This window comes from Sedimentibacter sp. B4, from assembly GCF_000309315.1.
Taxonomy (GTDB): domain Bacteria; phylum Bacillota; class Clostridia; order Tissierellales; family Sedimentibacteraceae; genus Sedimentibacter; species Sedimentibacter saalensis.
Map to the genome: position 1 here is coordinate 1 of NZ_CANG01000029.1, position 11481 is coordinate 11481.

An 11481-nucleotide genomic window follows, 5' to 3' on the forward strand; every position below is an offset into this window, starting at 1 on the left:
TTTATATGATAGAAAAGATAACTTCCTATCATATAAAAATGCAAATGACTTGCAAATTCTCAATTTTATGTTATAATACCTTTTTACAAGGTATAATATTTAATACAGTATTTACATATTGTATAGGAGGAAGTTATGAAAATAATTATCGTCGGCAGCGGTAAAGTAGGCTACACTTTAGCACAACAACTATCCACTGAAGATCATGATATAACGCTTGTGGACAGTGATGCAGACGTTCTCTCACACGCTGATGACACTCTTGATGTCATGTGTATAAAGGGAAATGGAGCAAGTGTCGAAATTTTAAAAGAAGCAAATGTTGCAGAAGCTGATTTGTTAATTGCAGTTACTGACGGCGATGAACTTAATATGGTATGCTGTGTCATAGGCAAAAAGCTGGGTGCTAAGCACACTGTTGCCCGTATCAGAAACACAGATTACTCCAATGAATATAAAATGCTTAAACAAGAACTGGAACTTGATATGGTAATAAATCCTGAAATGGATGCAGCCGATGAAATAGCACGAATGCTGCAGTTTACTCTGGCAACAAACGTCGAAACTTTCGCTAACAATATGCTGGAAATGGTGGAATTCCGCGTTTTAGAATCAGATAGGCTCATAGACACAAGACTGATGGATTTAACAAAGAAATTGCCTGCAAAGGTTCTTTTTTGTGCTGTAAAAAGAAACGGTGAAATAATAATACCAAAAGGAACTTTTATTTTCAATACTGACGATTTGGTTTATGTAATAGGCGAAAGATCTGACATATCAAACTTCTTCAAATACATGGGAAGAAGTTCTCACAAGGCAAAAAACGTAACAATAATAGGAGGAAGCAGAATTGCCATATATCTCACTTGGATTTTAAATGAAATCGGCATGAACGTAAAAATTATAGAACTTGATAAAAACCGCTGCATTTTATTGAACGAAATATTGTCAAACACATTGATTATATGCGGAGATGGAACAGATCAGGAAGTTCTTGACAACGAAAACATCCAGACAGCCGATGCTTTTGTTGCTTTAACAGACAGGGACGAGGAAAATTTAATAAGTTCACTGTACGCTCATCAATGCGGCGTAAACAAGGTTGTTTTAAAAATTAACCGCCAGAATTATTTCCCAATTGTAAAAAAGCTTGGTCTTGACAGCATTGTCAGCCCAAAATTCACTACGGCAAACAACATTTTAAGATATGTGCGTGCCTTGGACAACTCTCAGGGCAGTGCAGTTGAAAAACTTTACAAAATACTTGACGATGAAGCTGAGGTTGCAGAATTTACAGCAAATAGTTCTGCAAATCTTTTAAATATAAAGCTGAAGGATTTAAAACTTAAAAAAGATGTTCTCATATCAGCCATTGTGCGAAATAAAAAAATTATTATTCCATATGGAAATGATTATATCAAAGAAGGAGATAAAGTTATTGTCGTAACTAAGACAGGCTTTATTTCAGACCTTAGCGAGATACTCGAAGACTAGTCGGAGGCAATAAATGAATATTAAAGTTGTACTTAAAATATTAGGTACAGTATTGTTCTGGGAATCAGTACTTATGTTTCCTTCACTTATAATTTCAATAATAGATAACACATATGAAATAAAAGCATTCATATTTTCAATTGTATTAATTGGAGTTATCGGTATAATATTAAAAAATACAAACACAGCTGATTCTCAACTGAGAAAACGTGAGGGTTATGCTTCTGTTGCAATTTGTTGGCTTGCAATGTCCTTACTTGGATCGCTTCCCTTTTATTTAAGCGGAGCAATACCAAGCTATGTTGATGCGGTGTTTGAAACTGCATCCGGATTTACAACAACAGGATCAAGCATTGTGACTGACATTGAAAGTTTCCCCAGAGGCTTACTTTTCTGGAGGAGCTTCACTCACTGGATAGGTGGAATGGGTGTTCTTGTTTTTACTATGGCTCTTGTTCCTTCAATGGGAGCACGTTCTGTTTTTTTAGCCAGAGCTGAAAGTCCGGGGCCGTCATTTGGAAAACTGGTTCCAAAAATTTCTGAAACAGCAAAGATTCTTTACGTCATTTATGGAGCCATGACATTGATTCTAATAGTGTTTTTAATAATTGCAGGTATGCCTGTATTTGACTCTTTGATTCATGCTTTTGGTACTGCAGGCACAGGCGGATTTTCATCAAAGGCACTAAGCGTAGGTCATTATAACAATCCTTGGATAGAATGGATAATTGCAGTATTCATGTTCTTGTTCGGAGCAAACTTCGCTCTTTACTTTCTTATAATAAAAGGTGAGTGGAAAAATGCCCTCAAGAATGAAGAGTTCAGGCTTTACGGAATAACAGTACTTGCTGCAGCCATATTGATTTGCATTAACATATTGCCTCTTTACAACTATTCAGTCATAGAAGCATTGAGACATTCTGCATTTCAGGTTTCTACAGTTGTTACAACCACAGGATACGCTACTGCAGATTTCAATCTCTGGCCTATGTTTTCAAAGTCAATTCTCCTGATGCTCATGTTCTTCGGCGCATGTGCAGGTTCAACAGGAGGAGGTGTGAAATTTATCAGAATTCTTGTGCTCATTAAATCTGTTGCTTATGAAATAAGGCATACTGTCCACCCAAATTCAGTCCAGACAGTTAAAATTGACGGCAAATCTCTGGACAATGACAATTTGAAAAGCATAATGATATTCTTTTTCTCGTATGTTGCGGTCATGATTTCAGCAATAATCATTGTTTCCCTGGACAATTTTGATTTCACTACAACTTTTTCTGCAGTGCTAGCAACAATAAGCAACATAGGTCCCGGTCTGGAAGTCGTAGGACCTATGGGAAATTTTTCGGAGTTTTCTGATCTTAGTAAAATTACAATGACAGCGTGTATGATAATTGGAAGACTTGAAGTTCTGCCTGTTATCACACTGTTCTCTCCGTCAATATGGAAAAAGCACTGATGATAAAAAATTAACTTCATTGACAAATAATTTCTTTGATGTTAGACTCATTATAATTGAATATAGTTTTATGTTCTGCCATATTGGCAGCTAAGAGGGAAGCAGGTTAAAATCCTGCGCGGTCCCGCCGCTGTACGCATTTAGTTGTTTTCATAGCCACTGTTAAGGGAAGGAGAAAGCAATGCCATGTGCAAGCCAGAAGACCTGCATAAAATATTCACTCCAACGGAAGATTGGACAAGTGATAAAAAAAACAGTAAATTCGGACTGTGGTAATTTATTACCATAGTTTTTTTATGTAATAGGCATATGATACATATTGTTAGCTATCTCATGGCTAGTTATAAACAATTATTAAATTATGCCGAAGTATCATGTATAAACGTTTATTTCAGCAACATTTTATAGGAGGAATAATATGAATGTAATAAAAAGAGACGGCAGGCTTATAGAATTTGACAAGAGCAAAATTACCGATGCCATTCTAAAAGCAATGAATCACACTATGGCAGGACAGGATATATATATTGCAAAGGAAATCGCACAGGATATTGCAGACAACACCAATGAAACAACTTCCGTTGAACAAATACAGGATTTGGTTGAAAAAAAACTCATGTCCAGCAAAAGACAAGATGCTGCAAAAGAATATATAATTTACAGAAACAAAAGAAATATTGCAAGAGGCAGAAGACAGTATGACATTTACATGGACATAGTAAACACTGTTCCAAACGACATAACAAGAGAAAATGCAAACATGAATGCAGACACTCCTGCCGGAATGATGATGAAGTTTGCCAGCGAATCTTCAAAACCATTTGTTGACGACTGTCTACTTTCAGAAAAGTCAAAATATTTTGTGGACAATAACTACATACATGTTCATGACAAGGATTATTATCCAACAAAATCTCTCACATGTCTGCAGCACCCACTTGATTACATTCTCCAAAATGGTTTCAGGGCTGGACATGGCTCAAGCAGACCGGCAAAGAGAATAGAAACTGCTTCCATAATAGGCTGCATTTCCATGGAACAGATACAAAATGAAATGCACGGCGGACAATCTATTCCTGCATTTGACTTTTACCTTGCTCCATATGTAAGACTCACATACAAGGAAGAGGTTAAAAAAATCGAAGAGCTTCTGGATACGGACTTAAAGGAACTTTATGATGCTGAAATAGAAGATTATATAGAAACTCCCCTTTCAAATCTCACAGGGAATCAAAGATACAAACAACAGGCAATAAATGCATGTGTGAAGCGTATTCATCAGTCCATGGAAGCTTTCATACACAACATGAACACCATTCATTCACGTGGGGGCAACCAGGTTGTGTTCAGTTCCATTAATTACGGAACAGACACAAGTGCAGAAGGAAGATGCATTATAAGAGAAGTATTGAAGTCCACGTACCAGGGCGTTGGAAATGGAGAAACACCAATATTCCCAATTCACATATGGAAGAAGAAAACAGGTGTAAACTATCTCCCCTCCGACAGAAATTACGATTTGTACAAATACGCATGCAAGGTTACAGCAAAAAGATTTTTCCCGAACTTTTTAAATCTTGATGCTTCATTCAACATACATGAAAACTGGGACATAAATGACCCAAGAAGATTTGAAAAAGAAGTTGCTACAATGGGCTGCAGAACAAGAGTTTTTGAAAACAGACATGGAGAAAAAACTTCCATTGGAAGAGGTAATCTGTCATTCACAACAATAAACCTGGTGAAGCTTGCTCTTGAATGCCGCGAAATTGAAGATACAAATGAAAAGAAGAAAGAATTTTTCAAATCTCTTCAAAAATGTATAGATGCTGCTGCAGACCAGCTTTATGACAGGTATGTATTCCAGTGTACTGCTGTTAAAAAGCAGTTTCCAATGCTAATGTCCGGAATGTGGGTTGGAAGCAATAATCTCAGATCCGATGAGAGTGTTGAAAGTGTTCTGAAGCACGGTACGTTGGGAATTGGTTTCATAGGACTTGCTGAAGCATTGATTTCATTAACAGGACATCACCACGGCGAAGACGAAAAATCTCAGGAGCTGGGAATTGAAATTATAAAATTCATGAACTCAAAAATCAAGGAAAAATCAAATTATTACGACCTTAATTACAGTCTTCTTGCAACTCCTGCAGAAGGTTTAAGCGGAAGATTCATAAAAAAGGACAGAAAACAGTTTGGTTCAATACCATCAATAACAGACAAGGAATATTATACAAACAGTTCACACGTTCCTGTATGGTACAAGTGTTCAATTGAGCACAAGGCAAGAATTGAAGCTCCATACCACGAATATGAAAAAGGCGGCCACATATTTTATGTGGAACTTGACGGAGATGCAACCCACAATCCTGCATCAGTAATGCAGACAGTGGATTTGATGGATAAGTACAACATAGGCTACGGCTCTGTAAATCATACAAGAAACCGATGCATGGACTGCGGTTATGAAGATGCCTCGGAAAATCTTACACAGTGTCCTGAGTGCAAAGGAACAAGCATAGACACCATACAGCGTATAACAGGATACCTGGTTGGAGGTACCGACAGCTGGAATGCAGCTAAAAAGGCAGAACTGAAAGACAGGGTGAAACATAGTTGCTAGAAAATTCAATTTATGTTGCCGGCATTACAGAAAACACAATAGTGGACGGTGAAGGATTCAGAACAAGCCTTTATGTAAGCGGCTGCGACATTAGGTGTCCTGACTGCCACAACAAAAATTACTGGGACATACAATCAGGTCAGGAAATGAACATAGATGAAGTTTATGATAAAATAACGCCTTATTTTACAGACATAACATTTATAGGCGGAGAACCAATGCTTCAGGCAGCAGCGCTTTCTAAGCTTGCCGAAAAAATCAAATCCTGCACTAATAAAAATATATGGATTTATTCCGGACACACATACGAAGAAATAATTTGTAATGAAACGTATATGAACCTTCTGAAATTTTGTGATGTTTTAGTAGATGGTCCCTTTGACATAAATCATTTTCAAAACAACTTAAAGTTTAAGGGTTCCTCAAATCAAAGAATTATAGATTTAAAAAAATCTTTTGAAACGAGCAACATTATATTGTGGCAGGATAGTTTCGATTTATTCTAAAAAAAATACGCCCTTTGGCGTATTTTTATTTTCTAATGAAAATTAGTTTCCATGGACTGAGATTTATTTTCATAGGCTATTAAGACATAGCCCAGTTCAGATTCAATCTTTTTTAATTTTTCTTCTTGTTCTGTTGATAAATTTGCTAATTTCTGGTTCATATTTCAACCTCCTTTTTTATAGTATTATAAATTTTTATAATTTCATACTTTATAAAGGAGCATTGTTAATCAATTTTTTTATTTTTAAGAAATTGTGTTTCTAGGTATGAGGAAAAGACAGTTGTTAACTTTGTCATCATATATGTCAGCATCTATTTTGAAAATGTCCTTTAAAAGGCATGTGTTCACCACATCTTCAGGACGACCCATACAACAAACCCTCCCATTGTTCATAACAAGAATTTTATCGGAATATCTGGCTGCCTGGTTTAAATCATGAAGAACCATAATTACAGTAAGCCCCAGAGACTGGTTTAATTCCTTCACAAGCTCAAGAACTTCAAGTTGGTAGGATATATCAAGAAATGTTGTAGGTTCGTCAAGAATTAAGATTTTTGACTTCTGGGCCAATGTCATGGCTATCCACGCCCTTTGCCTCTCTCCTCCTGAAAGTGAAACAGCATATCTTTTTCTAAGATCCTTCATTCCGGTTTTTTCCAGTGCCCAGTCCACAATTTCCTTGTCTTCCCTGCAGAGTTTTTTTCCGAATTTTAGATGAGGATATCTTCCGTAAGAAACAAGCTCTTCTACTGAAACATCACTGGATACATTTTTAACCTGAGGGAGAACCGCAAGCTTTTGTGCTATTGTCCTTGTGTTCATTTCATCTATGTCCATGCCGCCGATGTAAATGTTTCCGCATGTTGGTTTAAGACATCTGCTTGCAGCCTTAATCAATGTGGTTTTTCCCGAGCCGTTTGGCCCAATAATGGTTAAAATTTCGCCTTTGTTTACCATAAAGCTTATATTTTTAAGAACTTCCTTTTCACCATAACTTACATTAAGTTTATCAACTTCTAAATTCATATTAATATTCTGCCTTTCTTCTCAGCAAATACAAAAAAAATGGTGCTCCAAGTGCAGACATGATGATTCCCACGGGTATTTCAACAGGAGCAAACATTGTTCGTGCCAGGGTGTCACATATAACAACCACAAAGGAACCGGTAAAAATTGTTGCCGGCATAAGGTATCTGTAATCAGATCCTATGAAAAGCCTGGTCATGTGGGGAACTATGAGTCCCACAAACCCAAGCAGTCCCACAACACTGACCGCTGCACCTGCTAGAAGAGAAGATATTATTATAAAAAAGAAACGTGTTCTTTCAACATTAATCCCTAGTCCTGTTGCAACCTCGTCTCCAAGCATCAATATGTTGAGCTTGTTTTGTATTAATAAAACCATTATTACTCCTGCAAAAGCATAAGGTAGGATTGTAAAAATATCCTGCCAGTTAGTGGCTGAAAGACCTCCAACCATGAACCCTATTATGCCTGACACCTTATCAGGATAAAAAGTCATTATTGCGTTGTTTCCCGCTCCAAGAAGAGAAGAAACCGCAACTCCTGCAAGTATGATCCTGTTAGGTTTTGCTCCATCCTTCCATGCCAGAAAATAAATGAACATGGTAGCAAGTAAAGCTCCTGCAAATGCACCCAGTGGTGCAAGAAAATAAAACTCCGGAAAAAGTATGAGTACAATCAATGTCATGAGTCCTGCCCCTGATGACACTCCTATGATATTTGGAGAAGCCAGAGGATTTCTCATAACACCCTGCAAAATAGAACCGGAGAGCGCTAGACATGTTCCTGTCAGAGATGCTGCTATTGTTCTTGGCAGCCTGACATTCCATATTATTTGAGAGTTTACTGTATTTTGTCTAAAAAATAGTGCACTCAATATTTCACCTGATTGTATTTTAACTGCTCCGTTTCCTATGCTTATTAAAAAACCTGCTGCAGAAAGAAAGATGAAAATAAACAATATAGATTTCTTTTTAATTTTTTCAATCTTGATGTTTTTGCTGTCCATAGCTCTCCTCATGTTGCGCTTCTATTTGCTAAATACTTCCGGATATAAAATTTTTGCCAGATTTTCATAAGCTTCGGCATACTTGTTGTTTGGCTTGTACATGTATAAATTCTTTGGCAGTATGTGGTAATTGCCTTCCTTAACAGCTGTAAGAGATGCCCATGCAGGATTGTCCTCTGCATCACTTTTTAATCTTTCTTTGATTTTTTCAATGTCTGTTCCCATGGTCAACACAAATATGAAATCCGGATCTTCCTCCAGGATTTTTTCCATGCTGAATGTTTTTGAATCGGATGTTTCCATTTCCGTATCAGAAATATTCACTGTGTTCAAGTCTTTGAGCATTTCACCAACCATTGAGTTTGAATCCCTCACCGACAAGCTTTTTGCAGAAGCAAACAATATAAGAACGCTGTAATTTTTATCTGCAGGGGCTTTTGCAATTATTTCATCAACATTGTTTTTAACTTCTTCTGCCTGAGTTTCATAGAGGTCTTCTCTGTCTGTTACGGCTGTAAAAAGCTTCACTGTTTCATAATAATCATTTTTATAGTCGTTATCCAGTGCAATTACCGGAATATTGTTTTGTTTTAATGTTGAAACCATTTCTTTTTGTACCTTGTAAGCTGTAGTCATAATAACAAGGTCCGGCTTAAGTGAAATTATTTTTTCAAGGCTGGGGTCGCTGGCAGTTCCTACGGATTCAGCAGACTTTGCATTTTCCACAGGCTTTTCTTCTGACTCTTCAACTCTTCCTATAACTGTTCCTCCGCAGCTGTCCCATATGTCAAGATATGAATTGTACAGGCACACAACTCTTTGAGGTTTTTTTTCAATTGTTACTCTTTCCCCAGTTGCATCTGTAAATGTTACATCATCCTGCCCCACTTTAACATCGTACTTTAAAACAATTTCTTCTGAATCATTTTTTGTTTCTTCATTTTTTACTTCTTGTGCTGAAACATTATTTGATTCTGCCAAAGCCACCTTTTCATTTTTGCTGCATCCTGCTATAGCTAAAACTAATGCTGCAGACAAGATTAATGATAATAATTTTGTTTTTTTCATTTTTTCCTCCATATATTTTGTTCTTTCGTGGAGAAATAAAACCACAGTATACCATGGTTTATGTATAACTTCACTCCGAAGACTATAAAAAACAGGCAGGTTTCCTGGCTCATGGCATCCTACTCTCAAGCCTTCCCGGATATCCAGTGGCATGTATGATTTCGTTCCATTTACAGTAGCGGGGGCTGCAGCGGATTTTCACCGCTTTCCCTAACACCTGTAATTTAAACTATTGTTTTATAATTTATAACCTCTTCTTGTGATAATTTTATTGTTTTTTATATATGTGGAACTGTTTCCAACAATTACAATACTTAACATGTCAATATCGTCATAATCAATTGTGTCCAGAGTGCAAACAATTGACATTTGGTTTTCTCTTTCGGCATTTTTTACAATTCCTACAGGGGTTGAGATATGCTTGTATTTTTTTATGATTTCAAAAGCATTCTTAAGGTAATCAGGGCGGCCGTTGCTTCTTGGATTGTAGATACACATTACAAAATCACCCTGTGCAGCCAGCTCAACTCTTTTATAAATTAAATCAAGCGGAGTTAAAAGGTCGCTTAAACTTATGTGGCAGTAATCATGCATAAGTGGAGCTCCAAGAACTGCTGCTGCAGCAGTTGAAGCTGTCACACCGCTTATTATTTTAACATCTTCATGTTCAGCAAGCTCAAGCACAAGTCCCGCCATGCCGTAGACACCTGCATCACCGGAACTTATGACTGCAACCGTCTTTCCTGTTTTTGCTATTTCAACGGCTTTTTTTACCCGTTCAATTTCCTGCTTCATTCCATTTGATACTATTTCCTTGTCCTTGATGATGTCTTTTATTAAATCAATATATGTTTTGTATCCCACTACTACATCTGAATTTTCAATTGCATACATTGCTTCGTATGTCATTGTTCTAGTGCTTCCAGGTCCTATTCCCACAGCGTATATCATTTAAATCTCCCATTTTTTGTTAATAAGTATTGTTGTAAAGTATGAAACATCTTCTTTTTTCAAATCTCTGATATTCTTATAAACCCTTTCGCCTTCCTTTGAAGAATTGCTCACAGCTAATGAACAGTGTTCAAGTCTTTCATTTAAAATCAAGTCAATTACTACATCAAAATTTCTGTAAACTTTCATGAGAACAATCGAACTTTCATTTTTGATGTAACATTTAAGCTTTTCTGTATCCATTGTGGCAGGCAGCACTATTAAAGGGTCATCTCCTTCAACCAGAGGAAAATTATTTTTGGATGCAATGTCCAGAAATGAAGTTATGCCTGGTATTGTTTTTATATTTATTTTTTGTTTAAGAATTTTCAGCAGATAAATGTATGTGCTGTAAACCATGGGGTCTCCGATGGTTACAAACCCTACATTTTTTCCGTTAATTACATCCTGTTCAATTTCATCTGCAATTGTCTCCCATGATTTTTGTAAATTTTCTGAGTTATAATTCATTGGAAAGTGCCTGCTTTTTACAACAGTGCCGCTGTTTATTAAACCTTTTATGATTTCATGGGCTATACTTGCTGATTCATCTTTTTTTGCAGCAGGCACATATAAAACATCAAGAATTTTAAGGATGTCGGCTGCTTTCTTTGTGACAGCATCCATGCTGCCAACTCCCACACCAATGCCGTAAAACATTCCCTTTTCCATTAATTTTCCTCCACATTGTACAAGAGGGCGTTTATTATGGCTGCAGCAACATTGCTGCCTCCTTTTCTTCCCTTTGCAACTATGTAGGGAATATTAGCATTCATTATGAGTTCCTTTGCTTCAACCACATTCACAAAGCCCACAGGAACACCAATAACCAGTTCAGGATTTATTTTTCCTTCTGATATGAGCTCATAAAGTTTTATGAGTGCTGTAGGTGCATTGCCTATGGCAAATATGAGCGGTCCTTGTATTTTTGAAGCCCTCTCCATTGATACTGTTGCCCTTGTTTCGCCGCGCTCGCTTGCTTCCTTTGCAACATCTTCATCTGCCATGAAGCATTTTATGTTCACTCCATACTTAGCTGCTGCCTTTTTATTTATTCCAGAATAGGCCATGTTTGTGTCTGTTATTATTGTCGCTCCACTTTTCAATGCAGCTTTTGCATTTTTAACGACATCTTCTGAAAAAATTAAATTGTCCACATAATCAAAATCAGCAGTTGTATGTATGACACGTTTTATTATTGGTTCTTTTTCGCTTTCAAGCTTTAAATCACCAAGTTCATTCTGAATTATTTCAAAACTTCGCTTTTCAATATTTTGAGGTTCTACAAATTTTATGTTGTTCATAAT

11 protein-coding genes and 2 riboswitches are annotated in these 11481 nt (G+C 36.8%); of the genes, 4 read left to right on the top strand and 7 right to left on the bottom strand.

Annotation, left to right across the window (positions count from 1 at the left end; translation table 11 throughout):
- Window positions 1-135: 135 nt before the first annotated feature.
- From trkA to nrdG, 4 genes are all read left to right on the top strand, one after another.
- Window positions 136-1494 carry a Trk system potassium transporter TrkA gene (trkA, locus tag BN358_RS04785; RefSeq protein WP_019228156.1) on the top strand — a complete coding sequence of 453 codons (1359 nt, stop codon included), beginning with the start codon at window positions 136-138 and terminating at the stop codon, window positions 1492-1494.
- A gap of 13 nt (window positions 1495-1507) precedes the next feature.
- The gene (locus BN358_RS04790) at window positions 1508-2953 is read left to right on the top strand and encodes a TrkH family potassium uptake protein (RefSeq protein ID WP_019228157.1); all 1446 of its coding nucleotides are present in this window, start codon (window positions 1508-1510) and stop codon (window positions 2951-2953) included.
- A gap of 53 nt (window positions 2954-3006) precedes the next feature.
- A riboswitch (cobalamin riboswitch) is annotated at window positions 3007-3180 on the top strand.
- 191 nt (window positions 3181-3371) lie between these two features.
- Window positions 3372-5576, top strand: coding sequence for an anaerobic ribonucleoside triphosphate reductase (locus BN358_RS04795; protein ID WP_019228159.1), 2205 nt, complete (start codon window positions 3372-3374; stop codon window positions 5574-5576).
- Window positions 5570-6082 carry an anaerobic ribonucleoside-triphosphate reductase activating protein gene (gene nrdG, locus BN358_RS04800; protein WP_019228160.1) on the top strand — a complete coding sequence of 171 codons (513 nt, stop codon included), beginning with the start codon at window positions 5570-5572 and terminating at the stop codon, window positions 6080-6082. Before BN358_RS04795 ends, nrdG begins: the two co-directional genes overlap by 7 nt.
- 32 nt (window positions 6083-6114) lie before the next feature.
- Here nrdG and BN358_RS28280 read toward each other — a convergent pair whose 3' ends face one another.
- The 7 genes from BN358_RS28280 to BN358_RS04830 all read right to left on the bottom strand — a co-directional run bounded on the left by BN358_RS28280 (window position 6115) and on the right by BN358_RS04830 (window position 11481).
- The gene (locus BN358_RS28280; RefSeq protein ID WP_019228161.1) at window positions 6115-6243 is read right to left on the bottom strand and encodes a hypothetical protein; all 129 of its coding nucleotides are present in this window, start codon (window positions 6241-6243) and stop codon (window positions 6115-6117) included.
- Window positions 6244-6327: 84 nt separating this feature from the next.
- Window positions 6328-7110 (bottom strand): ABC transporter ATP-binding protein, encoded by a 783-nt coding sequence (locus BN358_RS04805; protein ID WP_019228162.1) that lies wholly within the window; start codon window positions 7108-7110, stop codon window positions 6328-6330.
- A gap of 1 nt (window position 7111) precedes the next feature.
- Window positions 7112-8116: an iron ABC transporter permease gene (locus tag BN358_RS04810; RefSeq protein ID WP_019228163.1), complete on the bottom strand. Its 1005-nt coding sequence runs from the start codon at window positions 8114-8116 to the stop codon at window positions 7112-7114.
- Window positions 8117-8137: 21 nt separating this feature from the next.
- Window positions 8138-9184 (bottom strand): ABC transporter substrate-binding protein, encoded by a 1047-nt coding sequence (locus BN358_RS04815; protein WP_019228164.1) that lies wholly within the window; start codon window positions 9182-9184, stop codon window positions 8138-8140.
- Between the two features lie 76 nt (window positions 9185-9260).
- Window positions 9261-9420: riboswitch (cobalamin riboswitch) on the bottom strand.
- Between the two features lies 1 nt (window position 9421).
- Window positions 9422-10135, bottom strand: coding sequence for a precorrin-3B C(17)-methyltransferase (gene cobJ / locus BN358_RS04820; RefSeq protein WP_019228165.1), 714 nt, complete (start codon window positions 10133-10135; stop codon window positions 9422-9424).
- On the bottom strand, window positions 10136-10846 hold the full coding sequence (cobI, locus tag BN358_RS04825; RefSeq protein WP_019228166.1) for a precorrin-2 C(20)-methyltransferase: 711 nt from the start codon (window positions 10844-10846) through the stop codon (window positions 10136-10138).
- Window positions 10846-11481, bottom strand: a complete 636-nt coding sequence (locus BN358_RS04830) for a precorrin-8X methylmutase (protein WP_157593250.1) — start codon at window positions 11479-11481, stop codon at window positions 10846-10848. The genes cobI and BN358_RS04830 overlap by 1 nt, the downstream gene beginning before the upstream one ends.

Coding starts and splice junctions, on each gene's coding strand:
- trkA (WP_019228156.1), top strand. CDS start 136: ATGAAAATAATTATCGTCGGCAGCGGTAAAGTAGGCTACACTTTAGCA.
- BN358_RS04790 (WP_019228157.1), top strand. CDS start 1,508: ATGAATATTAAAGTTGTACTTAAAATATTAGGTACAGTATTGTTCTGG.
- BN358_RS04795 (WP_019228159.1), top strand. CDS start 3,372: ATGAATGTAATAAAAAGAGACGGCAGGCTTATAGAATTTGACAAGAGC.
- BN358_RS28280 (WP_019228161.1), bottom strand. CDS start 6,243: ATGAACCAGAAATTAGCAAATTTATCAACAGAACAAGAAGAAAAATTA.
- BN358_RS04805 (WP_019228162.1), bottom strand. CDS start 7,110: ATGAATTTAGAAGTTGATAAACTTAATGTAAGTTATGGTGAAAAGGAA.
- BN358_RS04810 (WP_019228163.1), bottom strand. CDS start 8,116: ATGGACAGCAAAAACATCAAGATTGAAAAAATTAAAAAGAAATCTATA.
- BN358_RS04815 (WP_019228164.1), bottom strand. CDS start 9,184: ATGAAAAAAACAAAATTATTATCATTAATCTTGTCTGCAGCATTAGTT.
- cobJ (WP_019228165.1), bottom strand. CDS start 10,135: ATGATATACGCTGTGGGAATAGGACCTGGAAGCACTAGAACAATGACA.
- cobI (WP_019228166.1), bottom strand. CDS start 10,846: ATGGAAAAGGGAATGTTTTACGGCATTGGTGTGGGAGTTGGCAGCATG.